Origin of the sequence: Pseudarthrobacter chlorophenolicus (assembly GCF_000962805.1) — a bacterium.
Classification (GTDB): Bacteria; Actinomycetota; Actinomycetes; order Actinomycetales; family Micrococcaceae; genus Arthrobacter; species Arthrobacter chlorophenolicus_A.
Genome location: NZ_JZTW01000017.1, coordinates 1 through 26,445 on the forward strand (window position 1 = coordinate 1; position 26,445 = coordinate 26,445).

Annotated in this window: 22 protein-coding genes and 1 tRNA gene; 12 read left to right on the plus strand and 11 right to left on the minus strand. The window is 65.9% G+C overall.

Translation table 11 applies throughout. The features are described 5' to 3' along the window. Nucleotides 1-175 precede the first annotated feature (175 nt). Nucleotides 176-637 (plus strand): type II 3-dehydroquinate dehydratase, encoded by a 462-nt coding sequence (aroQ, locus tag UC32_RS15800; protein ID WP_045732156.1) that lies wholly within the window; start codon nt 176-178, stop codon nt 635-637. Between the two features lie 15 nt (nt 638-652). Here the strand turns inward: aroQ and UC32_RS15805 are convergent, their stop codons facing one another. Continuing rightward, nucleotides 653-1,837, minus strand: coding sequence for a MarP family serine protease (locus tag UC32_RS15805; protein ID WP_045732157.1), 1,185 nt, complete (start codon nt 1,835-1,837; stop codon nt 653-655). 220 nt (nt 1,838-2,057) lie between these two features. On the opposite strand from UC32_RS15805, the gene UC32_RS15810 reads away from it, so the two are divergent. Then, nucleotides 2,058-2,735, plus strand: a complete 678-nt coding sequence (locus UC32_RS15810; protein ID WP_009359192.1) for a Crp/Fnr family transcriptional regulator — start codon at nt 2,058-2,060, stop codon at nt 2,733-2,735. A 96-nt stretch (nt 2,736-2,831) separates the two neighbouring features. Here the strand turns inward: UC32_RS15810 and UC32_RS15815 are convergent, their stop codons facing one another. From UC32_RS15815 to UC32_RS20610, 3 genes are read right to left on the minus strand one after another with little or no spacing between them, the layout of a single operon-like run. Further along, nucleotides 2,832-3,743 (minus strand): NUDIX hydrolase, encoded by a 912-nt coding sequence (locus UC32_RS15815; protein ID WP_045732158.1) that lies wholly within the window; start codon nt 3,741-3,743, stop codon nt 2,832-2,834. A gap of 14 nt (nt 3,744-3,757) precedes the next feature. After that, complete coding sequence (locus UC32_RS15820; RefSeq protein ID WP_015938334.1) at nt 3,758-4,291, minus strand: RidA family protein; 534 nt, start codon at nt 4,289-4,291, stop codon at nt 3,758-3,760. Between the two features lies 1 nt (nt 4,292). Then, on the minus strand, nt 4,293-4,448 hold the full coding sequence (locus tag UC32_RS20610; RefSeq protein ID WP_011693223.1) for a DUF4177 domain-containing protein: 156 nt from the start codon (nt 4,446-4,448) through the stop codon (nt 4,293-4,295). Between the two features lie 37 nt (nt 4,449-4,485). Between UC32_RS20610 and UC32_RS15825 the strand changes: the two genes are divergently transcribed. From UC32_RS15825 to UC32_RS15845, 5 genes are all read left to right on the plus strand, one after another. Next, complete coding sequence (locus UC32_RS15825; protein WP_045732235.1) at nt 4,486-6,801, plus strand: transglycosylase domain-containing protein; 2,316 nt, start codon at nt 4,486-4,488, stop codon at nt 6,799-6,801. Nucleotides 6,802-6,808: 7 nt separating this feature from the next. After that, on the plus strand, nt 6,809-7,753 hold the full coding sequence (locus tag UC32_RS15830) for a metallophosphoesterase (protein WP_045732159.1): 945 nt from the start codon (nt 6,809-6,811) through the stop codon (nt 7,751-7,753). Between the two features lie 132 nt (nt 7,754-7,885). After that, nucleotides 7,886-9,694, plus strand: a complete 1,809-nt coding sequence (locus UC32_RS15835) for an ABC transporter ATP-binding protein (protein ID WP_045732160.1) — start codon at nt 7,886-7,888, stop codon at nt 9,692-9,694. Next, nucleotides 9,691-11,517, plus strand: a complete 1,827-nt coding sequence (locus UC32_RS15840; RefSeq protein ID WP_045732161.1) for an ABC transporter ATP-binding protein — start codon at nt 9,691-9,693, stop codon at nt 11,515-11,517. Before UC32_RS15835 ends, UC32_RS15840 begins: the two co-directional genes overlap by 4 nt. A 69-nt stretch (nt 11,518-11,586) precedes the next feature. Beyond that, nucleotides 11,587-11,663 (plus strand) — tRNA-Pro (locus UC32_RS15845). A gap of 165 nt (nt 11,664-11,828) precedes the next feature. Here UC32_RS15845 and UC32_RS15850 read toward each other — a convergent pair. Next, entirely contained in the window at nt 11,829-12,053 is a 225-nt protein-coding gene (locus UC32_RS15850) for a hypothetical protein (RefSeq protein ID WP_045732162.1), read from the minus strand. Between the two features lie 131 nt (nt 12,054-12,184). Between UC32_RS15850 and UC32_RS15855 the strand changes: the two genes are divergently transcribed. Continuing rightward, nucleotides 12,185-13,450, plus strand: a complete 1,266-nt coding sequence (locus tag UC32_RS15855; protein ID WP_045732163.1) for a helix-turn-helix domain-containing protein — start codon at nt 12,185-12,187, stop codon at nt 13,448-13,450. A 36-nt stretch (nt 13,451-13,486) separates the two neighbouring features. Here the strand turns inward: UC32_RS15855 and UC32_RS15860 are convergent, their stop codons facing one another. Continuing rightward, nucleotides 13,487-14,428, minus strand: a complete 942-nt coding sequence (locus tag UC32_RS15860; RefSeq protein ID WP_045732164.1) for a phosphoribosylaminoimidazolesuccinocarboxamide synthase — start codon at nt 14,426-14,428, stop codon at nt 13,487-13,489. 1 nt (nt 14,429) lies between these two features. Further along, a complete protein-coding gene (gene purD / locus UC32_RS15865) occupies nt 14,430-15,746 on the minus strand; it encodes a phosphoribosylamine--glycine ligase (RefSeq protein ID WP_045732165.1) in 1,317 nt (438 codons plus the stop codon). 96 nt (nt 15,747-15,842) lie between these two features. On the opposite strand from purD, the gene UC32_RS15870 reads away from it, so the two are divergent. The 3 genes from UC32_RS15870 to UC32_RS15880 are packed head-to-tail and all read left to right on the plus strand — an operon-like array spanning nt 15,843 to nt 18,930. Beyond that, nucleotides 15,843-17,429: a molybdopterin-dependent oxidoreductase gene (locus UC32_RS15870; protein WP_045732166.1), complete on the plus strand. Its 1,587-nt coding sequence runs from the start codon at nt 15,843-15,845 to the stop codon at nt 17,427-17,429. 48 nt (nt 17,430-17,477) lie between these two features. Further along, nucleotides 17,478-18,494: an asparaginase gene (locus UC32_RS15875; RefSeq protein WP_045732167.1), complete on the plus strand. Its 1,017-nt coding sequence runs from the start codon at nt 17,478-17,480 to the stop codon at nt 18,492-18,494. A 58-nt stretch (nt 18,495-18,552) separates the two neighbouring features. Then, nucleotides 18,553-18,930 (plus strand): sterol carrier family protein, encoded by a 378-nt coding sequence (locus UC32_RS15880; protein WP_045732168.1) that lies wholly within the window; start codon nt 18,553-18,555, stop codon nt 18,928-18,930. Between the two features lie 70 nt (nt 18,931-19,000). Here the strand turns inward: UC32_RS15880 and UC32_RS15885 are convergent, their stop codons facing one another. The 4 genes from UC32_RS15885 to UC32_RS15900 form a co-directional block, all read right to left on the minus strand. Next, nucleotides 19,001-19,729 (minus strand): hypothetical protein, encoded by a 729-nt coding sequence (locus UC32_RS15885; RefSeq protein WP_235423689.1) that lies wholly within the window; start codon nt 19,727-19,729, stop codon nt 19,001-19,003. A gap of 418 nt (nt 19,730-20,147) precedes the next feature. Beyond that, complete coding sequence (locus tag UC32_RS15890) at nt 20,148-20,921, minus strand: SDR family oxidoreductase (protein WP_045732169.1); 774 nt, start codon at nt 20,919-20,921, stop codon at nt 20,148-20,150. A 14-nt stretch (nt 20,922-20,935) separates the two neighbouring features. Beyond that, nucleotides 20,936-21,694 (minus strand): aspartate/glutamate racemase family protein, encoded by a 759-nt coding sequence (locus UC32_RS15895; protein ID WP_045732170.1) that lies wholly within the window; start codon nt 21,692-21,694, stop codon nt 20,936-20,938. A gap of 80 nt (nt 21,695-21,774) precedes the next feature. Further along, complete coding sequence (locus UC32_RS15900; RefSeq protein ID WP_045732171.1) at nt 21,775-23,343, minus strand: NCS1 family nucleobase:cation symporter-1; 1,569 nt, start codon at nt 23,341-23,343, stop codon at nt 21,775-21,777. Nucleotides 23,344-23,672: 329 nt separating this feature from the next. Between UC32_RS15900 and aceE the strand changes: the two genes are divergently transcribed. Beyond that, a complete protein-coding gene (gene aceE / locus UC32_RS15905) occupies nt 23,673-26,435 on the plus strand; it encodes a pyruvate dehydrogenase (acetyl-transferring), homodimeric type (protein ID WP_045732172.1) in 2,763 nt (920 codons plus the stop codon). Nucleotides 26,436-26,445 lie beyond the last annotated feature (10 nt).

Consider the following 26,445-nt stretch of genomic DNA (forward strand, 5'->3'; position numbering starts at 1 on the left):
AACTCACCACGGCAGTACTAACCCCCGCAAACCGCGCAACATCCTTACGCGTCACAGGCCCCCGGGGCCCCGGCACAGCCGAAGTTGTCATGGAGTACATGCTAGCTTCAGGCTCCGGCAGGACGAGGCACGTAAGAATGCACGGCATGCCGGGCCAGCCGATAGATTGGCAGGCATGACTGAAGCCTCCACCCCGGACACCGGCCGCGGCACCATCCTGGTAATCAACGGCCCCAACCTGAACCTCCTCGGCACCCGGGAGCCCGAAAAGTACGGCACCTCAACTCTTGCCGACGTGGAGCACCTGGCCCGCACAGCCGCCGGGGCGCACGGGTTCGCCGTGGAATGCGTCCAGTCCAACCACGAAGGCGTCCTGCTGGACGTCATCCACGCCGCGCGCGAAACAGCGGCAGGCATCGTCATCAACGCCGGCGCCTTCACCCACACCTCCGTGGCACTGCGTGACGCCCTCGCTGCAGTGCAGCTTCCCGCCGTCGAGGTCCACATCACCAACGTGCACCAGCGCGAGGAATTCAGGCACCACTCCTACCTGTCGCCCGTGTGCGCCGCCGTCATTGTGGGCGCCGGCGTAACGGGATACCGGTTGGCCATCGATTACCTGGCCGAAACCCTCTAGTTGCTTCGGAAGTCCCTACTTCTGGATGCACTGGCCGGAGGACACCGGCGCGCTCAGGGAAGAGGCCTGCGCGGCCACCGGGTTCAGCTCATCCATGGTGATGGCGAAGCCCACGTCCGAGTCCGTTGTGGCCTTGGCGAAAATGACTCCGGCCACCTGGCCGTCCGTGGTGAGCAGCGGGCCGCCGGAGTTGCCCGGCTGCACGTCGCCGGCCAGCCGGTAGATGTCTTCGGGTGCCGGGTTGTTGCCGTAAATATCGGGGACCAGGACGGTGGCGATGTCCTGGACGGTGGCCGGCTTGGACTGGAACGGGCCGCCGTGGGGATAGCCGGAGAACGCGGCCGGGCTGCCGCCGGGAAGATCCGCGGACAGGGGCAGCGGCTGCGCAGGCAAACCGTCAACGGCCAGCACCGCGAGGTCGTGCCTGCTGTCAAAGTAGACCACGCGCCCGGGGATGGCATCGCCGTCGGGCATCTCCACCACCGGCTGCGACACGCCCGCCACCACGTGCGCGTTGGTGACCACGCGGTCCTCGGACACCACAAAGCCGGTGCCGGTCTGGTTCTGGCCGCACTCGTACGCAGTCCCGGCAATGCGCAGCACCGAGGCGGCGGCACGGTTAAGTGCAGGCGTATCCGTGCTGGCGTTGGGAACGGAGACAGCCGGACCCTGCCCGAGGCCCTCGATCAGGGTGGGGATGCCGTTGCCGATCACCGTGGAGCGCAGCTGCGCCATGGTGGCCTTGACGGGGATGGGGGTCAGTCCATCGATGTAGCGGATCACCTTTGATTCGGCCAGCTGCTGGGACACCACCGGCACACCCAGGGCGCTGACGCTGAAAGCCAGCATGGACATCACCAGCGCAGCAACCACCACGTTCACGGCGCCGCCCACCAGCCGGTCCACCGCGCGGAGCGGCCGGATGCGCACCGCGCCCCGGACCTGCCGCCCCACCATGGTGCCCAGGCCGTGGCCCAGCACCACCAGTACGACGGCGGCAGCCACGATGGCGGTCAGCCTCCAGCCGGAGTCCGCAACGAAGCCGCTGACCAGCGGGACGGCGAAGAAGGCGGCGACGGCGCCGGCCGCGAAGCCGACCAGGCCGCCAACAGTGACGAGGAAGCCGTTACGCAGCCCGTAGACCAGGTAGGACAGCAACGCCAGGATCAGGATCAGGTCCAGGACAGTCAAGCCGACCACGAAGGCTCCTTATAAACAGTTGAAACCTCATTCTAATGGGGGTCCCTGATAATCCTCTGTGACGTCATCCCCGTCACAACAGGCCTCCCGACGGGGCCGCGCCGGCCCCGTCGCAGGCCGCCTTATAGGCGTTTCGGCTGCCAAGTTCGTCACAGAAGCTTGAAAATTCTGAAACAATGGCAAAAGCGCCACAGACGATACTTTTTACTCAGGAGATTTCATGGACATCGAGGTACTGCGCCGAGCACCACTTTTCGCCACGCTCGACGACGACGCATTCCGTCTGCTGACGGACGAGCTCACCGAGGTGGACCTTTCCCGCGGCGCGTCCGTGTTCCGCGAGGGCGACCAGGGTGACCAGCTCTACTTCATCGTCTCCGGCAAGGTGAAGCTCGGCCGCACATCCCCCGACGGCCGCGAGTCGCTCCTGGCCATCCTCGGCCCGGGCGAGCTCTTCGGCGAGATGGCCCTGTTCGACCCCAGCCCCCGCACGGCCACGGCCACTGCCGTTTCCGAGACCCGGCTGGCCGGGCTCAAGAACGAGAGCCTGAACAACCTCCTGCGCACCCGCCCCGAGGTTTCCGCCCAGCTGCTGCAGGCCCTGGCCCGCCGCCTCCGCCGCACCAACGACTCCCTGTCGGACCTCGTCTTCTCGGACGTCCCCGGCCGTGTGGCCAAGGCCCTGCTGGATCTCGCGGATCGCTTCGGCCGTCCTGCCACCGACGGCGTCCTGGTGGCCCACGAACTCACCCAGGAAGAGCTGGCGCAGCTGGTGGGCGCCTCACGCGAAACCGTCAACAAGGCCCTGGCAGAATTCGTCCAGCGCGGCTGGCTCCGCCTGGAAGCCCGCGCCGTCGTCATCCTGGACATGCAGCGCCTCCGCCAGCGCTCCCGCTAAGCACTGCGCACCTGAGCGAAACGTAAAGGCCGCCCTACCTCACCGGTAGGGCGGCTTTTTGTTTGTCCGGAAACGGCGCCGGATGGGTGCGTGGCGTTAGCGTTCGCGCTGGGGATCGCCGGGGGTGGTCTTGGCTGCTTCCACCTCGAGCATCAGCTGCCCGTCCTCTTCAACCAAGGCCGGCTGATAGACGTGCGCCTTGCGCTTGTAGCTGAGGTAGGCGATGCAGCCGTTGGCCGACGCCATCTTCTCGAGCATAATCTCGGAACCCGGCACCAGGAGCTTGCCCAGTGTCCGGCCAACGGTGTTCTCCTGGCCGGCTTCATCGCCAAGGGCCGAGGTGTTGCGCCCTTCGATGACCTGCGCAGCGTTGACCCAGCGGCCCCAGATACCTTTGCCGTCCAGCAGCGTGGGTTCCTGGCCCATGGGGACCGTAGCGGCGAAGTAGCGCGTATCGAACCGGCGGTGCGCAAAGTCCGGGGTACGCCAGTTGACCAGGGACTTCAGCAGGTCGGTCCGCAGCAGGAGGCCGCGCTTGTCCAGGACCTGTGCGAGGGTTTTTTCCTGTTCGGCCACCGCAACGCGGGCACGCATCCACTCGATGGTGGAGGTGGCCTCGACGGTACTGGACATGTCCGGCCCGGCCAGCAGGATCCCGGTCTCTTCGAAAAGTTCGCGGATGGCGCCCACAACGTGCCTGCGCGCCAGCCCGACGTCGTCCGTTCCCATCTGCTCAGCCCAGTGCTGGGGTGAGGGGCCCAGCCAGCCCATGGGATCGTCGTCGGCCGTGTCCAGCGATCCGCCCGGAAACGCGAGGACCCCCAGCGGCGAGGAACCCGGCCGGTAAGCCAGCCAGGTTTCCAGGCCGTTGGGGGAATCCCGCAGCAGGACAACCGAGGACGCAAGGCGCGCGGCCCGAGGCGTCCGCTCGCCGTGTTCAAGCCAGCTTTGTGCTGCTCCTACAAGTTCCTCGGGGAGTGCAAAAAGACGGCGGGCGAGCTGTGGCAAGGAAAAGACCGGTCCTAGCTGAATTCGGCGATCAGTTCGACTTCCACCGGGGAGTCGAGGGGAAGGACGGCAACGCCGACGGCGGACCGGGCGTGCTGGCCGGCGTCGCCGAGGACGCGGCCCAGCAGTTCCGAGGCACCGTTGATCACGGCGGGCTGCCCGGTGAAGGTGGGGTCCGAGGAGACGAATCCCACAACCTTGACGATCCGGGTGATCCGGTCAAGGTCGCCGATGACGCTCTTGACGGCGGCGAGGGCGTTGACGGCGCACACCGCGGCGTACTTCTGGGCGTCTTCGGGCGAAACCGTGGGCTCGTCGGCGAACGCTTCGGCGCCGGCGGCCACCTTGCCCGTAGCTTCGAGTTTGCCGTTAATAAACGGCAGCTGGCCGGAGGTGTAGACGTGGTTGCCGGAGATGACGGCGGGAACGTAGGAGGCCACGGGGGCGGCAACCTCAGGGAGCGTCAGGCCGAGCTCGGCCAGGCGCTGTTCGACAGCTGAAACGGGGGCTGATTCCGCGCCGGTGCGGGCTTCTGCGGGGGTGCTCATGCTACTGCTTCTCCCTCTTAAGGTAGGCAACCAGTCCGTTGCCGTCAGGTCCTGTGACTACCTGGACGAGCTCCCAGCCGTCCTCTCCCCACTGGTCCAGGATCTGCTTCGTGGCGTGAATAATGAGCGGAATCGTCGCGTACTCCCATTTGGTCATGAGAGAAAGACTAGTCCTTGCCGGTAAAGTGGAAAACATGGCAACTCGTAAGAACCCCTTATTCGACACTGCCACCACCCTCGGAAAGATCCTCATTTTCCTTGGCGTGAGTGCTGTCTGCGGTGTCCTGGTGGCCGGTCTCCTGGTGCCGGCTGCTGCCGTATCGGGCAGCGCAGCGAGCGGTTCGATCGAGTTCTTCGACACCCTCCCGGCAGAACTGAAGGTCGATCCGCCCAACCAGACCACCCGGATCCTGGCCGCGGACGGCAGCGAGATTGCCAGCGTCTACACGGAAAACCGCACCAAGGTTGCCCTGGACCAAATCTCCCCGTTCATGAAGGAAGCTGTCATCGCCGTCGAGGACAGCCGCTTCTATGAGCACGGGGGCGTGGACACCACCGGCATCCTGCGTGCCTTGGCTGCCACGGCCCGCGGCAACAAGCAGGGCGCCTCCACCATCACCCAGCAGTACGTGAACAACGTGCTGAACGCCAACCTCGCTGCCGAAGGCAACGAGGACCAGATCAAGCTCAACGGCGTTAACAAGGGCGTGGGCGACAAGCTCCGCGAGATGAAGCTAGCCATCGCCCTCGAGAAGGAGTTCTCCAAGGACCAGATCCTTGAGGGCTACCTGAACATCGTCTTCTTCAACCGCGACGCGTACGGCATCGAAGCGGCCTCGCGGTACTTCTTCAGCACCTCAGCCAAGGACCTGACGCTCCCCCAGGCAGCCCTCCTGGCCGGCCTGGTGAACAGCCCCTCAGCGTTCGACCCCATCACCAACCCGGAGAGCTCCAAGCAGCGCCGCGACCTGGTGCTGGGCCTGATGCTGAACCAGGGCAAGATCACCAAGGAAGAACACGACGCCGCAGTGGCCACCCCGGTGGAGCCCAAGGTGACCCAGCCCAAGCAGGGTTGTGCGTACGCTTCCTCCGCACCGTACTTTTGCGATTACGTCCTGCACCTGCTGGAGAACAACCCGGCCTACGGTGCCGAACGTGAAGAGCGGCAGCGCCTGATCTACGGCGGCGGCCTCACCATCACCACCACGCTTGACCCGAAGGCCCAGGCTGTCGCCCAGGACCAAGTCAACGCGTCCGCGGGTGCCAACCCTGACAAGTGGGGCGCCTCGCTGGTGTCCGTCCAGCCGAACTCGGGCAAGATCATTTCGATGGCCCAGAACACCACGTTCCTGCCGAACCAGGGCTTTGATTCGCAGCTGAACTTCAACGTGGACCAGATGGACAAGGACGGCAACGACCTCAACGGCATCGGTGGTTTCCAGCCCGGTTCCACCATGAAGCCGTTCACGTTCGCGGAGTGGCTCAATGAGGGCAAGTCCATGAACACCGTGGTTAACTCCGCCCAGCGGGTGTACCCGTTGAGCTTCCCGTGGCGGAACTCCTGCGGCAAGGTGACCGGCGGCTACAGCACGGCGCAGAAGAACGCGGGCCTGGGCACCGCCGATGACCTGCAGAACGCCGAGCCCCAGTGGTACCGTCCCCTGTCCGTCCTGGAAGGCCTCTACAACTCCATCAACACGGTCACGTTCGCTTCAGCCGCCCAGCTGGACTTCTGCGGCATCCAGAAGGTGGTTGACGCCGTAGGACTGCACAGCGGACTGCCGGCGGCAGACGGCTCGGATCCCAACCCCAAGATCAACATGAACCTGCTCGGCAACCTGCTGGGTTCCACCCAGACGTCCCCGCTGACCATGGCCAGCGCGTTCGCCACGTTCGCCAACGACGGCAAGTTCTGCGAGGCCATTGCCATCACGTCCGTCACGGACGCCACGGGCAAGCAACTGCCGGCGCAGTCCACCAACTGCCGCGACGCCATCAAGCCCGAGGTTGCCCGCGGCGTCAACTACGCACTGCAGGAAGTCCTGAACCGCGGCTCCGGTTCGCTGATCCAGCCCCGGATCTCCACCCGGACCAGCTTCCCCATCGGCGCCAAGACGGGTACGTCCAACAACAACGGCTCCACCTGGGTTGTTGGCCACACCACCGGCCTGGCCACCGCCACGTGGTTCGGTGACGCGTTGGGCGCCCAGGACCGTCCCGGCCAGAACATCACCGTGAACGGCAAGTTCTACCCGGGCATTGACGGCTACATGATTGCCGGGCCGATGTTCTCGAACTATATGTCCCAGATTGCCCCCGGCTACGGCACCGATCCGTTCCCGGCCCCGCCGAGCAACCTGGTGAACGGCACCACCCGGAGCACCACTCCGGCCACCACCGCTCCGCAGGCCACGCAGGCACCGTCCGCCCCGGCAGCAAGCCAGCCGGCTCCCCAGCCGAGCAACAACGGCAACGGTAACGGTAATGGCAACAACAGCGGGAAAGACTAACCGGCCCATGACCATGGACACGTTGGTAAGCCGCGCCCGGACAATCGGGCGCGGCTTTGCCGTCACCGCAGGGGTAGGATCAGCGGCCGGGTTGGCCGCCTTCGGGTACGGCCTGTGGGAGAAGAACCAGTTCGTCCTGCGCGAAGAGACGCTGCCCATCCTTCCCCCCGGCAGGGAACCGTTCCGCGTCCTGCACCTCAGCGACATCCACTTCGTTCCGGGCCAGGACAAGAAAGCTGCCTGGCTCGGGTCGCTGGCGAAACTCCGTCCGGACCTCGTGGTGAACACCGGCGACAACCTCAGCCACATCAAGGCTGTTGATCCACTGCTGGCTGCCCTCAAGCCGCTGATGGAGTTCCCGGGCGTCTTCGTCCCTGGTTCGAACGACTATTTCGCACCCACCCTGAAGAACCCGGCGTCGTACCTGATGGGCCCGTCCAAGGCCCGGCCCAAGCCGGTGGCCCTTGACTGGCCGCGGCTGCGGTCCGGCTTCGGAATGGGCGGCTGGGTGGACCTGACCAACCGAAACCAGTCACTGGTCCTGAACGGCATGCGCTTCGATTTCTCCGGCGTGGATGATCCCCACCTGAACCGGGAACGCTACGCCGGCTGGCCCCGCGGGACCCGGAACCAAGATGCCAAGGACCACCTCCGGGTGGCCGTCATCCATGCGCCATACCAGCGGGTGCTGGACCACTTCACGGGCGAGGGCGCGGACCTGCTGCTGGCCGGACACACCCACGGCGGGCAGCTGTGCATCCCCGGGTACGGTGCGCTCGTCTCCAATTGCGACCTCCCCACCTGGCGCGCCAAGGGCCTGAACGATTGGCAGAGCAACGGACGTACGACGCCGGTGAACGTCTCCGGCGGCATCGGCACTTCGCGCTTCGCTCCCGTGAGGATCGCTTGCCGTCCAGAGGCCGTCCTGTTGACCCTTACCTCGCCTGCCTGACCGCACGCATTACGGAATGCAATAAGTCAGCAACCTGGCTGATGTGCTCTTGATCCTGTGAATCGTCTCACGTGATGGCATAGGGTAGTTGCTACGGGAAACTACATTCGTTTTAGAGCTTTAGAAGCGGGCATGGCGAAGCAAACTCCATTTTTCAGGTCAATCAGCCGTCTCTACCCCCATGTCCGGCCCATCATTCCCCGGCTGCTGCTCGGGCTCCTCTGCGCATTGATGGCCAGTTTCGTGGCCCTCACCATCCCGCAGGTCCTGCGGGTGCTGGTCAACGAATCGCTGAAGCCTGGCGGCGCATCCGATGCTGTGTGGATCTCGGCCGGCGTCATCCTGGTCCTGGGCGTGGCAGAAGCCGGACTGGTGGCGTTGCGCCGCCAGTTCGTCATCAACCCGGCCACCACCGTGGAAACCCGGATGCGGGTGTCCCTCTACGACCACCTGCAGGACCTGACGGTTTCGTTCCACGACCGGTGGGGTTCGGGGCAGTTGCTGTCCCGCGCCATGACGGACCTGAACTTCCTCCGCCGCTGGATGGCCTTCGGCGCCATCATGCTGGTGGTCACCACATTGACGGTCATCATCGGTATCGTTGCCATGTTCTCCATGAGCTGGCAGCTGGCCCTGATCTTCCTGGCCGCCGCGGTTCCCATCACCATCAACAGCTTCCGGTTCCGCACCCGGTTCAGCAAGGTGGCCCGGCGCAGCCAGGACCAGGCCGGCGACCTTGCCACCACCGTGGAGGAGTCTGTCCACGGCATCCGCGTCCTGAAAGCCTTCGGGCGGAGCCGCGAGGCGCTGGAGAACTTCAACGAGCAGGCTGAGGAACTCCGCCAGACAGAAATCGAAAAGGCCCGCCACCAGGCAACCTTCACCATGGTGGTCACCCTGCTGCCCGAGCTAGCCCTGGGCGCCGGACTGGTGGTGGGCGTCCTGCTCTGCGCCAGCGGCCAGCTCAGCATCGGTGCGCTGGTTGCCTTCTTTGCCACGGCAGCGGTCATTGCCTCCCCCGTGGAGTTCTCCGGGATGCTGCTGGCCATGGCGCTCACGGCCAAGACCGCCATCGACCGCCACTACGAGGTGATGGACACACAGAACACCATCACCAGCCCCTCCCAGCCCCGCACCCCCGCCGCGATTGCCGGGACGCTGCGCTTCAACAACGCCTCCTTCGCGTTCGAGGACGCTCCGGACAAACCCATCCTGAAGAACATCAACCTTGAGGTCCGGCCGGGCGAAACCATGGCGCTGGTGGGCATCACCGGCAGCGGCAAGAGCGCCTTGATTCAGCTGGTCCCCCGCCTGTACGACGTCAGCGACGGCTCCATCACCATCGACGGCGTGGACCTGAAAGAGTTCGACGTCGGAGAGCTCCGCCAGGTGGTGGGCGTGGCCTTCGAGGACACCACGCTTTTCTCCAACTCAGTCCGGGACAACGTTCTCCTGGGCGCCCGGGAACGGACGGACGACGTCCTGGAGGAGGCGTTGGACGTTGCCCAGGCGCACTTCGCGCACTCCCTGCCCGACGGCGTGGACACCCTCATCGGCGAGGAAGGGCTCAGCCTCTCCGGCGGTCAGCGGCAGCGGATCGCGCTGGCGCGTGCCATCGCCGCCAGGCCCCGCGTGCTGGTGCTCGATGACCCGCTCTCCGCGCTGGACGTACACACCGAGGAACTCGTGGAGGCCCGCCTCCGGGAAGTCCTGAAGGACACCACCACGCTGATCGTGGCGCACCGCCCCTCCACAGTGGCGCTGGCAGACCGCGTGGCCTTGCTGGAGGACGGCCGGATCGCCGCCGTCGGAACACACACGGAACTGCTGGCAAGCAACGCCCACTACCGCTACGTCATCGCCAGCCTGGACCAGGAGCCGCGGGACCTGGACTCCGAACTGTCGGAGCTTGAGGACCAGGCCGAGGAAGTGACCCGATGAGCACAGCAACGTTCGGTACCGCCAACGAAGACAACGCCCACCTCAGCAAGAGTGACAGCCGCGCAGTACGCCGGCGTTCGCTCGCCCTGCTACGCTCACTCATCCGCCCGGTCCGGGTACGGTTCTGGCTCACCATCGCCATGGTGGTCCTCTCGCAGGCCGCCCGCGTGGCGGGCCCGGCGCTGATCGCCTTCGGCATCGACCGCGCGCTGCCCGCCCTGCAGGCCGGAGACAACCTGCCCTTGGTGTTCACCGGCGTCGCGTATCTGTTGGCAGCGGTGGCGACGGCGGGACTCACCGCCCTGTATGTCACCTCCACGGCGCGGCTCAGCCAGGCGATGCTGCTGGACCTGCGGGTGCGCGTATTCCGGCACACCCAGCGGCTGAGCCTGGAGTTCCACGAGAAGTACACCTCCGGCAGGATCATCGCCCGGCAGACCTCTGACCTCGAGGCGCTCCGCGAACTCCTGGATTCGGGAGTCAGCTCGCTGGCCTCGGGGCTGCTGTTCATGGTGTTCACCGCGGTGACAGTGTTCGCCCTGGACTGGCGCAGCGGCCTGCTGGTCCTTGCCGCGGGCGTGCCGATGTTCTTCCTGGCCCGCTGGTACCAGAAGCACTCGCAGATCGCCTTCCGGGAGTCCCGGGTGGTGTCCGCCCGGCTGATCGTGCATTTCGTGGAGACCATGACCGGCATCCGCGCAGTGAAGGCTTTCCGGAAGGAGCGCGAGAACGCGGAGACCTACGGGCAGCTGGCCGAGGACTACCGCAAGGTGACGGTCCGTTCCATCAACCTCAACGGCATTTTCCAGCCGGGCCTGGTGCTGATCGGCAACGTATGCGTGGCGGTGGTGCTGCTGTTCGGCGGCTTCCGCGTCCTCACCGGTGACCTCGCCGTGGGCGTCCTGCTGGCCCTGATCCTTTCCACGAAACGCTTCTTCCAGCCGGTGGACCAGATGGCCATGTTCTACAACTCGTTCCAAAGCGCCCAGGCGGCCCTCGAAAAGGTTTCCGGCCTGCTGGAGGAGGTTCCCACCGTGCGGCCGCCGAAGAATCCGGTGGCCCTGGAAAACGCCCGCGGCGGGATCGACTTCAACGGCGTGGAGTTCCGCTACGGCTCCGGCCCGCTGGTGGTCCCCAAGCTGGACCTGCACATCCCCGCCGGACAAACCGTTGCCCTGGTGGGCCAGACCGGCGCCGGAAAGTCCACGCTGGCCAAGCTGATCGCCCGCTTCTACGACGTCACGTCAGGCACCCTGACCCTGGACGGGGTGGACCTGCGGGACCTCAGCAGCACGGACCTGCGCCGCAACATCGTCATGGTCACCCAGGAGGCCTTCCTGTTCAGCGGTTCGGTGGCGGACAACATCGCCCTGGGCCGTCCGGAGGCGTCACGGGACGAAATCGAGGACGCAGCCAGGGCCGTGGGTGCCCACAACTTCATCCTGCAGCTGCCGGAAGGCTACGACACGGACGTCAACAAGCGCGGCGGCAGGGTCTCCTCGGGCCAGCGCCAGCTCATCAGTTTCGCCCGGGCGTTCCTGGCCCGTCCGGCGGTGTTGATCCTGGACGAAGCCACCTCGTCGCTGGACATCCCCTCCGAGCGGCTGGTGCAGAGCGGGCTGGCACGGCTCCTGGCAGGCAGTGACTCCGCCGGCAGGACCGCACTGATCATTGCCCACCGGCTGTCCACTGTGGAAACGGCGGACCGGGTACTGGTGGTCCATGACGGCCGCATTGTCGAGGACGGCAGCCCGGCCGACCTGATCGGCGGCGGCGGACGCTTCGCGGACCTGCATGGGGCGTGGAAGGACTCGCTGGTCTGAACTCCCCCACGATTTCGCATCGGGACCCAGCATCGGCTATTCTTGTAAAGTTGCTTTTGGGCAACGGATCGGGATGTAGCGCAGCTTGGTAGCGCGCTTCGTTCGGGACGAAGAGGTCGCAGGTTCAAATCCTGTCATCCCGACCACACTGAAAGAGGGTCTCCTTGCGGAGGCCCTCTTTTGCTTTGCCTGTCCACTGTACGCAGCGGCGAAAGACGCCCCGCACGGAGTCCGGGCAGTGACTGCTTAAAGGAAACAGCCCCGGAGCTATGCTCCGGGGCTGTCCTCGCCTCCTGGGTTGAGGAAGCTGTTTACATCGGGTCCGGCCAGTTGCCAATCCTTGTGGTGTAGGTGGTCCCTGACGTGTCCGTCTTCGTGTCCTTGACCTTCTTGGACATCGGGTCCGGCCAGTTGCCAATGGCTACCGAAGTACCGTTGGAATCAACAATGGAACCGGCGGACAGGACGGCCGGAGCCGCAGCAGAAAAAGCAAGGGCCCCGGCCAGTACGGCCGCGGTTGCGATCTTCTTCAACATAAATGGGTTCCTCAATACGAGTCGGATTCGTTACAAAGCCAGCACTGTCCTTGTTGACATACATTGTAAAATGTTTTCCACAGGGACTGTCAAGCATTTGGTGAAAAGATGGTCCGGAAGAGGAGGATGCCGTGGGCAACGGATTCGGGGAGAAGCTCCGCGCGGAGCGTCTCGAACGGGGGCTGACGCAGGCTGAACTGGGTAAGGACCTGTACTCTCCCAGCTACATTTCACTGCTCGAAACCGGGCGGAGGGAACCCACCGCCGAGGTCATCGAGGAGCTGGCGCGCCGGCTGGAACTGGCACCTAAGGCGCTGGAAGCGTGGAGCCAGCCCATCTCGGTCAGCGACGCCGAATACGTCCTGGCCGGGCTGTATGCCCGGCAGGCCTGGGACCTGCGTGACTACCCGCTGGCTGCCAGCCACGCCGCCACCGCGGCGCAGATTGCCTTGGATGGCAGGAACACCAGCGCCTGGTGGAACATGACCTACATGCAGGCGGAATGCCTGATGAAGCAGGGAAACCTGCAGGAGTGCCAGCGAATCATCAAACACCTGCTCGAGCACCCCATGGCCACTGAGTCGGTAGGGCTCGGCATCAGGGCCCGGCAAATGCTGGCAGCCGTCAGCCATGGATTGGGTCAATTGAGCGTTGCCGTAGATGAGGCGAAGGAAGCCGTCAAACTCTGCGCACAGCTGCCCAAGGGCTCCACCCTCATCATCGGCGCACACCGGGCCCTGATCGGCGCCCTGGCCGAGAGCGGCCGCCTGGATGAGGCCTGGAAGTACTGCCAGGACATGAACGACCATGTGGATGAGCACTCCATGTCGCAGCTGGCCGGCGAGGTCGCCTGGGTGATCGGCAACGTGGCCTTCATGCGCCACGACTACCAGGAGGGCATCAAGCACCACGAGCGCGCAGCCCGCCTGCTCTCCCCCGCAAACGACATCGAACTGTGGGCACGGTTCAATAAAGCCTCCGCTGCCGTACGGCTCTCCTCCGGAATCGTGGAACCGGAAACCCTTTCATCCATCGAGCGCGCCGAGCTTGCCCTGTCCATCGTGGGCGGCAACAAGTCGGACCAGCTGGAGGTTGCCTTCATCCGCGCCCGGTGGCTGTACCTGACCGGGGACATTGTGGCCGCCGTCGAAAAGCTCCGCGAAATCCATGGCGAACGGGCCTCGCTGGCCAAGCACACCGCCGGCGAGGTTTCGCTCCTGCTGGGCAAGTCCCTCAAGGCCGCCGGCGAGTCGGAGGAGGCCCTGATCCACCTTCAGGAAGCCCAGAAGGCCTTCAGTGCAGCGGGTGCGGCAGACCGCGTCCAGCAGGCACTGGACGCGGTCCTGGAGATCAAGCTGGCCCAGAGGCGGGCCGCCAACGCTGCGAAGGCCAGCTAACGCAGCACTAAGCCGGCGGGGACAGCTGGGGCCCTGTCAGGCGAAGGTCTTGCCCGTGATCTTCTCGTACGCCTCCACGTAGCGGCTGCGGGTACGCTCAACCACTTCGGCGGGCAGCGCCGGAGGCGGCGTATCAGAGGCCTTGTCCCAGCCGGACTCGGCGGACGTCAGCCAGTCCCGGACGTACTGCTTGTCGTAGGACGGCTGGGCCTGGCCCGGCTGGTAGGTAGCGGCGTCCCAGAAGCGGGAGGAGTCCGGCGTCAGCACTTCGTCGCCCAGCGTGATGGAACCGGAGACGGCGTCATAGCCGAACTCCACCTTGGTGTCGGCCAGGATGATGCCGCGCTCCCGGGCAATCTTTTCCGCGGTGGTGTAGATCTTCAGTGTCAGTTCGCTGAGCCGGGCAGCGATGTCGTCGCCCACCAGCGCCACCACGGCATCGTAGGTGATGTTTTCGTCGTGCTCGCCCACGGCCGCCTTCGCCGACGGCGTGAAGATGGCGTGCTCCAGCCGTGAACCGTCCACCAGCCCTTCCGGCAGCGAAATATTGCAGACGGTACCGGACGCCCGGTACTCCAGCAGCCCGGACCCGGTGAGGTAGCCACGGGCGATGCATTCCACCGGGAACATGTCCAGCTTCTTGCAGATCATGGCCCTGCCCTCGACCTCGGCCGGGACGCCTTCTTCGACGGTGGAGGCCAGGACGTGGTGCTCCACGCCCAGCTGGCCGAACCACCACAGGCTCAGCTGGGTGAGGATGCGGCCCTTGTCCGGGATTTCGCTGGAGAGCACATGGTCGTAGGCGCTGATCCGGTCGCTGGCCACCACCAGCACGCAGTCCTGTCCCACGCTCTCCTTGACGGACTCATCGGCAGGCTCATACAGGTCGCGGACCTTGCCGGAGTAGACGTGGGTCCAGCCCGGCAGGTCCAGGGTGCTGGCGCTGCTGAAGCCGCGGGATGCTGAAGTTTCGCTCATGCTAGGCCTTCGCTTTCGTGATGGGCAGCGCACCCGTGGCGGCGTACGGCACCTTGATTTCGCCGCGGGCAGCCTTGCGGCCGATGTCACTGCGGAATTGTCCGCCGTCCAACTGGACCAGTTCCACGCCGTCGTAGGCGCGTTCGCGCGCCTCCACCAGGTCACTGCCCAGGGCGACCACCGCCAGGACGCGGCCGCCGGCGGACACTACCTTGCCGTCGTCGTCCAGGGCCGTTCCGGCGTGGATGACGTGCACGCCGTCCAATGCCTCGGCCTTCTTCAGGCCGCGGATCCGGTCCCCGGTACGGGGAGTGTCCGGGTAGTTTTCGGACGCGACGACGACGGCGACGGCGGTGTCCTTGGACCAGCGCAGCTCCTGCGCGGTCTCCAGTTCGCCCTTGGCGGCAGAGAGGAGAAGGGAGCCGAGCGGAGTCTTGAGCCGTGCCAGGACGGCCTGGGTCTCGGGGTCGCCGAAACGGACGTTGAATTCGATGACCCGGGTGCCGCGGGAGGTCAGGGCCAGGCCGACGAACAGGACGCCGACGAAAGGCGTGCCGCGGCGGGCCATCTCGTTGACGGTGGGCTGGGCCACCCGGTCGATGACTTCCTGGACGAGGCCTTCCGGGGCCCATTCCAGCGGGGTATAGGCGCCCATGCCGCCGGTGTTGGGGCCTTCGTCATTATCGAAAATGCGCTTGAAGTCCTGGGCGGGCGAAAGCGCCACGGTGCTGTGCCCGTCGCAGAGGACAAAGAGGGATACCTCGGGGCCGTCGAGGAATTCCTCGATCACCACGGACCCGCCGGCGTCGAAGCAGGACTGGGCGTGGGCCAGGGCTTCCTCGCGGTTGCGTGTGACCACCACGCCCTTGCCGGCGGCGAGGCCGTCGTCCTTGACCACGTAGGGGGCGCCGAAGGTATCCAGTGCCGATGCGGCCTCTTCGGCGTTGGTGGCCACCAGGGCCATCGCCGTAGGCACGCCTGCCTCGGCCATGATCTCCTTGGCGAACGCCTTGGACGCTTCCAGCTGCGCGGCAGCCTTGCTGGGGCCGAACACGGGAATTCCTGCTGCACGGACAGCATCGGACACGCCTGCTGCCAGCGGGGCTTCGGGGCCCACCACCACGAGGTCGACGGCCAGCTTGGTGGCCAGCTTCGCGACGGCGTCGGGATCATTGCCGTTGATGTTGTGTGTGGGGACCAGCTTGCTGATGCCGGCGTTACCGGGTGCTGCATGGACCTCGGACACGTTGGGGTCGGCGAGCAGGGAGCGGACAATTGCGTGTTCGCGGCCTCCGGGGCCGATGACGAGTACCTTCACAGTCTCCAAGCGTACTTTGTGGACCCTGCCCGCTCCTAAGCTGTGTCCTTGCCGCCCGCTGCCATCCGCGGGGCTGTCCCGCTCCGAACACCTGCCATGACAACGCTACGGAACCGCCTCACTGGACCCGCTCCCCTGGCTGCGCTGGCAGGTGTGGTGGCTGCCGCCGTCGTACTGGCCGTGGCGGAGCTGATCGGCGCGTTCTTCACCGCCCGCGCCACGCCGCTCTTTGCCTTGGGCTCCACCTTCATTGATTTCACTCCGGGGTGGCTGAAGGACTTTGCCATCGCCACGTTCGGCACCAATGACAAGGCGGCCCTGTTCGTTGGCATGGGCCTGACCATCACCGTCCTGGCCTGCGTCCTGGGCGTTGTGGCGTACCGGAAGTGGGCATTGGGCGTCCTGGGCGTCCTGTTCATGGGCGCGGTGATCGTGGCGTGCGTTGTGACCCGGGCGGGTGTTTCAGCCGTAGACGCCATCCCCGCCGTCCTGGGAACCCTCGCAGGAGTGGCGGTGCTCCGAATGCTGCTGAACCGGGTACAGGCCCTGAAGGCGTGGCCCGAGGCGCCGGCAGATCTGGCGGACGACGCCGATGCACGCGTTGGGAGCGCAGGCAGCAGCCGCCGGAGGTTCTTTGCCGCGGCCGGGATCACCGCCGTCGCGGCCGGCGTCGCAGCCACGGGAGGCCGCTTGCTCGGTGCCGCGCGCAGCAACATCGCCAAGGCGCGCGAAGCGCTCCAGCTCCCCACACCGGCCACGGCCGCCCCGCCCATTCCGGCCGGCGTCCAGTCGCCCGTGGACGGGGCTCCGCCCTGGGTGACCCCCAACAACGACTTCTACCGCATCGACACCGCCCTGAGCGTCCCCGAGATCAACGCCGACGACTGGGAGCTGCGGGTCCACGGCCTCGTGGAGGAAGAGGTGCGCCTGACGTTCCAGGACCTGCTCGACGCCGACCTGATCGAATCGCACGTGACGCTCACCTGCGTCTCGAACCCGGTGGGCGGGAACCTGGCCGGCAACGCGAAGTGGCTGGGACTGCCTATCCGGGAGGTGCTGAAGCGGGCCAAGCCCAAGGACGGCGCTGACATGGTCCTCTCCACCTCCATCGACGGCTTCAGCGCGTCCACGCCCCTGGAAGTACTCCAGGACGGCCGGGATGCCATGCTGGCGATCGGCATGAACGACGAGCCGCTGCCGCTGGAGCATGGGTACCCGGTGCGGATGGTGGTGCCGGGCCTGTACGGGTTCGTCTCCGCCACCAAGTGGGTGGTGGACCTGGAGGTCACCCGGTTCGCGGACAGCAAAGCGTACTGGACCGAACGCGGCTGGTCCGAACGTGGACCCATCAAGACCATGGCGCGGGTTGACGTGCCCAAGTCCTTCGCCAAGGTCCCCGCCGGGAAGGTTGCCGTGGGCGGCACTGCCTGGGCCCAGACCCGGGGGATCACCAAAGTGGAAATCCAGATCGACAATGCGGACTGGGTGGAGGCCACGCTGTCCACCGAGGCATCCCTGGTGACCTGGCGGCAGTGGTCCTACGAATGGGACGCCACCCCTGGCCCCCACTACATCAAGGTCCGCGCCACGGACGGCACTGGCGAGGTGCAGACCGAGCAGCGCGCAGACCCCGTCCCGGACGGCGCCTCGGGCTGGCAGTCAGTGATGGTCACGGTGGAGTGACGCCGCGTCGGCCGGTCCCGTCCGGGGGGTTCCCCCTAGACTGGCAGCATGCCGCACAATCCCCACGCCACCTTTACCGTGGACTCCGCCGTCGAACTGGCCGTGATCGAGCGCAGCGGTTTCGTGGAGTCCCGGCACATCGGCTCGGCTGTCCTTCTTTCCGCTGACGGATCCGTGGTCACGGAGCTGGGCGACATCAACACCCCTATCTACGCGAGGTCGGCCCTCAAGCCGTTCCAGGCCTTGGCCGCCATGCAGTCCGGCGTCCCGCTGCGGGGCGCCCAGGTGGCCATTGCCTGCGGCAGCCACACAGGTTCGCTGGACCACATGGACGTGGTGGCCGGAATGCTGAAGGCCGCAGGGGTGCGGGAGGACCAGCTGCAGTGCCCCGAAGCGTGGCCGCAGGACGAAACCGCACGGAACTGGCTGGTCCGGTCTGAGAAGGGCAAATCCCGGCTGGCCTTCAACTGCTCCGGCAAGCACGCCGCATTCCTCTGGGCCTGCACCGAAAACGGCTGGGACACGCACAGCTACCTTGAGCCGAACCATCCGCTGCAGCAGCGGGTGCGGAGCGTCATCGAGGAATACACCGGCGAGAAGATCGCGCACCTGGGCATCGACGGCTGCGGCGCCCCGGTGGCAGCCCTGTCCCTGAAAGGCCTGGCGCGGGGGTACTCCCTCCTCGCCAAGGCCCCCGGCGACCAAAGCTCCAACGCCCGCGCCGCCACGATTGCCACGTCCATGCTCGACTACCCGTGGGCGGTGCAGGGCCGCGGCGAGGCGAACACCCTGGTGATGGATGAGCTGGAGGTCATCGCCAAGATCGGTGCCGAGGGCGTGCTCGCCATGGCCACGCCGCAGGGCGTCTCGGTGGCCGTCAAGATCCTCGACGGGAACCTCCGTGCCACCTCCCTGGTGGGGCTGACGCTGCTGGCCGCGGCCGGTGCCGTGGAAATCCCGGGTGTGGCCAGCGTCCTTGAAAAGGTGGTGGAACCCGTACTGGGCGGCGGCCACCCCGTGGGCAAAATCCGCCTGGGCCCGGCGGTTTCGGCGCTCCTGGACTGAGCACCCACTCTGAGCGAACCCCGCTGATCGAACCACCACCGGAACTAAGGATGGAAACATGGCAACCGCCCGCCGTCGCGTTGACGTGAAGGAAGGCAAAGCGGCCCTGGACGCATGGCTGGAAGCGGCCCGGTCGCCGTCGGGCGCTCCCCTCCCGAGACCCGTCCTGGCCACCGCCGTGCGCTACACCCTGGAGGAAGTCACGGCCCGCGCGCCGGGCAACTCGGTGGAGGTCCGGGTGCCGCCCTTTGGCGTCACCCAGTGCGTTGAAGGCCCGCGCCACACCCGCGGCACACCGCCGAACGTCATAGAGTGCGACGCCGCCACCTGGCTTGCGATGGTCACAGGCGGGCTCGCCTGGGCGGACGCTGTGGAGGAAGGCAAGGTGGCCGCCTCCGGGCTCCGCGCGGACCTCTCCGCCCTCCTGCCGCTCTAACCTCCTCCGGAGTTTTTGGACAGGTACCGAGACCTCAGGGGCGCTAAAGTCCCGGTATGTGTCCAAAAACTCACCGGCGCCAGCCCTGTTTGCGGAGCGCCTGACTGACCCTCGCCACCACCCACTCCGGACCGCGTTCGATATCGATCCTGTTGATCTTGACCTGCCGCCAACCTGCCTCGCCCACCCGCTGGTCACGATACGAATCCAGGGCCTGCTGCTCTGGCTGGAGGTGGTGCAGGCCCTCGTACTCGAGGCAGACCCGAAACCGGGTGCAGCCCAGGTCCGTCCAGACGGGCTTTCCCACGGAATCGTGCACCCTGCAGTTAGGCACAAACTCCGGGAGGCCGGCGTCGTCCAACATCAGCCGCAGCTTCGTTTCCGGAGGTGAGTCGACTCCTACACGCAGCCGCTCCAGGGCCTCCCGCGCCTTGCGGACGCCATGGATTCCGTTGGCACCTTCGACGAATTTCCTCAGCTCGGTCAGCGGCACCATGGCGATCTTTGGTTCCCCTAAATTCCTCGCGTGCTCACTGACGATGGCATCGCCGGCAACAATCAGGTCGTCCATCGGCAGGACCGAGCCAAGATCCACCCACGTCCGGAGAGGCGATGTCAGCCTCAGCCCGTCGATCTCCATCAGGTCGCCGTCGCGGACCTTGAGCAAATGCCCTGCGATGCCTCTCCGTCGGGGAAGGGACCCGCCATTCTTCCTCGAGAGATGCAGGAACCGCCCGGGTTCACGGAAGTGGGTGCCTGATTTCTTACCCCACGGAACAGGGTCGACGACGGAGGTCACGGGCCCGCCGCCGTCGGGCCTGAATTCTGCCCAAGGAGGCAATGGCACGCCCAGGATTTGGGCCGCGGTAAGAAGGCTGGCGAAAGTGTCGCTGTCTAACCGCGTATGCGTTTGGACCAGCGCCGTCAATTCCAGCGAAGCTGTCCTTGGCACCCGGAGACCGCGGCTTGGCCGGTGCAAATCCGAGGCGAAAAGCCTACTGGTGGCAATGCCCGCTCGTTCAGCATCCGCTACCGAAAAGGGATAATCATCAAACGGGTCCGGCAAGCGGGACAATCTGCTCATACTTCATTGAGCCACCCCGGGGATGCTTCCGGGATGTTATCCACAGGTTGAGCACCCGCCACCTGAGTTTTTGGACAGGTACGAGGACTTGGGCCGCCCGGAAGTCCCCGTATCTGCCCAAAAACTCCGAGGGTCAGCCGCGGCCGACGAACGGCATACCCGCAGCGGTGACCACCACGGAGCCCACGTTGGCCGACGCCGGCATGTTGGCCATCATCAGCACCGCACGGGCCGCGTCCGCCACAGGAAAGGTCGGCTCCACCCGGCGGGTCCCGTCGGCCTGCAGCGCACCCGAGCCCACGCCGATGGCGTCCATGATCTCCGTGGCGGTGTTGCCGATATCGATCTGCCCGCAGGTGATCCCGAACCCGCGTCCGTCCAGCTCGATGCTCTTGGTCAGGCCCGTCAGGGCGTGCTTTGTTACCGTATAGGCGACCGTCCGCGGCCGGGGTGAGTGGGCCGCGATGGACCCGTTGTTGATGATCCGGCCGCCCTGCGGTTCCTGGGCCTTCATGGCCCGCACCGCGGCTGCCGCGCACAGCATGGACCCGGTCAGGTTTACGGCCACGGTGGCGTTCCAGTCGTCCACGCTGATCTCATCCACGCTCGCGGCGGGGCCAAACACGCCGGCGTTGTTGAACAGGACGTCCACGCGGCCCCACCGCTGCAGGGCGGCGGAGAAAAGGCGTTCGACGTCGTCCGGCAGGGAGACGTCGCATGCCACCACGTACGCGCCGGGATGGTCCGCCGCGGTTTCCTTGAGCGGAGTCTCACGCCGGCCGGCCAGGACTACCCGGTACCCGTCCGCCAGCAGCTGGCGTGCCACCTCCCGCCCAATGCCGGAACCGGCGCCGGTCACCACCGCGGTGCGTGGCACCGGCTGTCCTGCGGAGTGGGAATTGCTCACGTGTGCTCCTTGTACTACGGCCGCGTGTTCTGCAGCTGCGCTGCCGTTCCGGCGCTGTTCAGCGGCCAGCCTATGACGGTCTTGGGCCGGGGCGCAGCGTAGGTCCGGATCTTGGAGGTGGACAGCCGCATCCGCACCAGCGACTCCGCAATGGTGACAGCCGAGGCCACACCGTCCACCACGGGAACTCCTGCGCGTTGGCGGATCTCTTCGTCCAGCCCGGCCATCCCGCCGCAGCCCAGGACGATCACTTCCGCCTTGTCCTGGGTGACGGCCCGCATGGCCTCGCTAACGATCGCCTCGACGGCCCGATCGGGTTCTTCCTCCAGCTCCAGTACCGCCATTCCGCTCGCCCGGACCGATGCGCACCGGGCGTCCAGGCCGGCGAGCTTGAGCCGGTCTTCGATGAGCGGCACGGCGCGGTCCAAGGTGGTCACCACGGAGTACTTGTGGCCCAGGAACATGGCGGTGCTGGCCGCGGCCTCGGTAATGTCCACCACCGGGACGTCCAGGAGTTCCTGCAGCCCTTCCCGGCCGTGCTCGCCGTAGCCGGCCTGGACCACCGCGTCGAACGGTTCAGGGTAGGACGTCACCGCGTCCATGACGGCGATGGCCGCAAGGTAGCTTTCGAAGTTCCCCTCACAGGAATCGGCGCCGAAGCGGGGCGTGATGCCCACGATCTCCGTGCCCGGCGCGGCAACCGCACGGGCCGAGGCGGCGATGGATTCGGTCATGGACCCGGTGGTATTGACGTTGGCAACGAGGATGCGCATGCAGTTTTCCTTTACGGGGCTGCGGCGGTGGCCGCCGGTGGGTGGACCCTGGTCAGTGGGTGCTGGTGAGTGGGTCCTGGTCAGTGGGTACTGGCGACGGCGATGGACTCGCCGTCGCGATCTTCCAGCCGTTGCGTCCGGTCGGCGGCGAAGTAGTACACCACTGCCGCGATGCTCGCCGCAAAGAACCAGGCAAAGGGTGCCACGGCGGCCAGCGCCGGAACGAAGGCGATGCACAGGGCCACGACAGCGGCCGGCACCATGGCGATGAGGGCGCGCGGGTTGACGCCGTTGCGGTAGAAGTAGGTGCCGTCGGGTGAGGCGGTGTAAAGCTCCGGGACGTTGACCCTGCCGCGGCGGATCAGCCAGTAGTCGGCCATGACCACGCCGAACAGCGGGCCGAGCAGGGCCCCGAGGCCGCCCAGGAAGTACACGATCACCAGCGGGTTGTTGTACAGGTTCCAGGGCAGGATCACGAGTCCGATGACGGCACTGACGATGGCCGCCCGGCGGAAGTTGAGCCGTTTGGGGAACAGGTTGGTCAGGGCGTAGACGGGGGCAACGAAGTTGGCCATCAGGTTGACCGCGATGGTGAGGATCAGCAGGGCGAGGCAGGCCAGGACCAGGAACAGCGTGTTGGGGATGGTCTGGACGATGTCCGAGGGGCTCTGGATAATGGTGCCGTTGATCTTGAACTGGCCGCCGGCCATGACCACCACAATGGCGCCGAAGAGCAGCATGTTGATGGGGATGCCCCAGAAGTTGCCGCGCACCACCGCATTCTTTGATACCGCGGACCGGGTAAAGTCACAGAAGTTCAGGACGAACGTGCCGTAGATGGATACCCAGAGGGCGCCGCCGGCGAAGATGGTCCGCCACATGTCCAGCCCTTCCAGGGCATTGTTCGAGGACCAGGCGATGGAGCCGCCCGCTTCCACGAAGATCCAGATGGCCATGGCAGCCATGGTGGCCAGGATGACCGGGCCGGCGAAGGCCTCGTACTTGCGGATCATCTCCATGCCGAAGCTGACAATCACCAGCTGTACCACCCACAGGACCAGGAATGCCGCCCAGCCGAGGGTGGAGAGCCCCAGGATGGAGTCTTTGTCCAGGTCAGCCAGGGCGGGGAACATGGCCACGAGCATCACGCGGAAAACCACGGAGGCGAGGTACGTCTGGATGCCGAACCAGGCCACTGCGACGGCGCCGCGGAGGAGGCTGGCGATCTGGGCTCCCCTGATGCCGAAACTGATCCGGCTCATCACCGGGAAGGGAACACCGGTCTTGACGCCCATGAAACCTGAGAGGGTCAGGAGTCCGAACAGCAGCGCCGCCCCGATGCCCAGTGCCAAAAGGATCTGCCAGCCGCCAAGGCCCAGTGCGAACAGGCCGATGGCGAAGGCATAGTTTCCGAGGCTGTGCACATCGTTGGCCCACAACGTGAAGATGCTGTAACTGGTCCAGCTGCGGCCTTCACGCTTGGTGGGGGCAAGGTCCACGTTGTAGAGAGTGGGGCTGATGCTCTTGCCTGATGCTGCGCTTGCAGCTTCGCACAGGGCGTCAACGCTGACGGACGGATGGGTGGGAGCAACTGACGGCGCTGTCAGGTCCTGCGTCGTATCAACGCCCGCCGGAGGAGGGGTCTGCATAGGGGGTCTCAATTCGTTGGGGCTTCCGGGGTGGTGAGTCCGACGGTGGGAACCAGGCCTGCTGGCCCCTGTCGTTTCTGTTATTCCACTCTGCGGAATCGAGATATTGAATAGTGAAAACAAGCGTATGACCTGGGTCACGTAGCGTCAAGGTAACGCCGCCCGCCAAAACAGTCACAAATGGTTGGGAGGGGCGGGCCTTCGGCTCGCAAGGAGAGCGGCAGGCCCTCACATTGACCCGAGCGGCGCCTCGCGGATAATCTCGTCATGCAAGAATGTTTTCTCACAATACGAAAACATGGGCCATTCGATGATGAAAAGAGGCTCCCGTGGCTGCAGGAGAAGATACCTCCCATATCCTCAGCGGGTTGACTGACCAGCTGCCTGATCGTGATCCGGAAGAGACTGCGGAGTGGGTTGAGTCCCTGGATGCGTTGATCCGGGAACAGGGTACCGAGCGTGCCCAGTACATTATGCGGAGCCTGCTGCAGCGTGCGGGCGCGCAGAGTGTCGGGGTGCCGATGGTGACCACCACCGATTACGTGAACACGATCCCGGTGGACCAGGAAGCACCGTTCCCGGGCAACGAGGAGTACGAGCGCCGGTACCGGGCGTACATGCGGTGGAACGCCGCGGTCATGGTGCACCGGGCGCAGCGGCCCGAGATCGGGGTGGGCGGGCATATCTCCACCTACGCCGGGGCGGCGACCCTGTACGAGGTGGGCTTTAACCACTTCTTCCGCGGCAAGGACGCCCCCGGCGGCGGGGACCAGGTCTTCTTCCAGGGCCACGCCTCCCCCGGCATGTACGCCCGGGCGTTCATGGAAGGCCGCCTCACGGAGGAGGACCTGGACGGGTTCCGGCAGGAAAAGTCCCGGGCCGGCCATGCCCTGTCCTCCTACCCGCACCCGCGCCTGATGCCGGACTTCTGGGAGTTCCCCACCGTGTCGATGGGCATCGGCCCGATGAACGCGATCTACCAGGCCCAGTCCAACCGGTACCTGCACAACCGTGGCCTCAAAGACACCAGTGACCAGCAGGTCTGGGCGTTCCTGGGCGATGGGGAAATGGACGAGCCCGAGTCCCGCGGCCTGCTCCAGCTCGCCGCGAACGAGAACCTGGACAACCTGAACTTCGTGATCAACTGCAACCTCCAGCGCCTCGACGGGCCGGTCCGGGGCAACGGGAAGATCATGCAGGAACTCGAAGCGTTCTTCCGCGGCGCGGGCTGGAACGTGATCAAGGTCGTCTGGGGCCGGGAGTGGGATGACCTGCTCACCCAGGACACCAACGGGTCCCTGGTGAAGATCATGAACGAAACCCCCGACGGGGACTACCAGACCTACAAGGCCGAATCCGGCGGGTTCGTCCGCGAACACTTCTTCGGCAAGGACCCGGCCACCAAGGACATGGTCGCGGACCTCACCGATGACCAGATCTGGAACCTCAAACGCGGCGGCCACGACTACCGCAAGGTCTACGCCGCCTACAAAGCCGCCACCGAATTCAAGGGCAAACCCACCGTCATCCTCGCCAAAACCGTCAAAGGCTACGGACTCGGACCGCACTTCGAGGGCCGCAACGCGACCCACCAGATGAAGAAGCTGACGGTGGAAGACCTCAAGGACTTCCGGGATTACCTCCGTATCCCCGTGTCTGATGAGCAATTGGACGCAGATCCCTACCGCCCGCCCTACTACCACCCGGGTGCCGATGCACCCGAAATCGCCTATCTCCACGAACGCCGGCGGGCGCTGGGTGGCTCGGTACCCGAACGCCGTTCACACCATGAGGCCGTCGAGCTGCCGGAACTGAAGTCCTACGATGCGGCCAGGCGCGGCTCGGGGAAACAGCAGGCCGCCACCACCATGGCGTTCGTGCGCCTGCTCAAGGACCTGCTCCGCGACAAGAAGTTCGGGCACCGGATTGTTCCCATCGTTCCGGACGAATCGCGGACCTTCGGTATGGATGCGTTCTTCCCCACGGCGAAGATCTACAACCCCAAGGGCCAGAACTACCTGTCCGTGGACCGCGACCTCGTCCTGGCCTACAAGGAATCCCCCGCCGGCCAGCTCATCCACCCCGGCATCAACGAAGCCGGCGCCGTGGCAGCCTTCACCGCCGCCGGCACCGCCTACGCCACCCACGGCGTGCCCCTGGTCCCGGTCTACGTGTTCTACTCCATGTTCGGCTTCCAACGCACCGGCGACGCCTTCTGGGCCGCCGCGGACCAGATGACCCGCGGCTTCATCATCGGCGCCACCGCAGGACGGACCACCCTCACCGGCGAAGGCCTCCAACACGCCGACGGCCACTCCCCCCTCCTGGCATCAACCAACCCGGCAGTAGTCACCTACGACCCCGCCTACGGCTACGAAATGGGCCACATCATCCGCGACGGCCTCGAACGCATGTACGGGGAAAAGTCCGACGGCGGGACGGCAGGTTTCGAAGACAAGAACCTCATGTACTACCTCACGGTCTACAACGAGCCCATCGTCCAGCCTGCTGAGCCGGAAAACCTGGATGTGCAGGGTGTCCTGCGCGGCATCCACCGGATCTCGGCGTCGGGCGTTGAGGGACCAAAGGCGCAGATCCTGGCCTCCGGCGTGTCCGTGCCCTGGGCCCTCGAAGCCCAGCGCATCCTCGCCGAAGACTGGTCCGTCTCGGCCGACGTCTGGTCCGTCACCTCCTGGAACGAACTCCGACGCGACGGCCTCGCCGCCGAAGAAGAAGCCTTCCTCAACCCCGAACAACCCGCCCGGGTCCCGTTCGTCGCCCAACAACTCGAAGGCGCCACCGGCCCCGTCGTCGCCGTCTCCGACTACATGAAAGCCGTCCCCGACCAGATCCGCCAGTTCGTCCCCAACGAATACGCCACCCTCGGCGCTGACGGCTTCGGCTTCTCCGACACCCGAGCAGCAGCCCGCCGCTTCTTCAAGAACGACACCCACTCCATCGTGGTGAAGGCGCTGCAGATGCTCGCGGCGCGGGGCGACGTGGAGGAGGGCGCACCGCAGTACGCCATGGACCGGTACAAGCTCCTGGACGTCAACGCCGGCACTACAGGTGGTGCGGGCGGCGACGCCTGATCCACCCGCA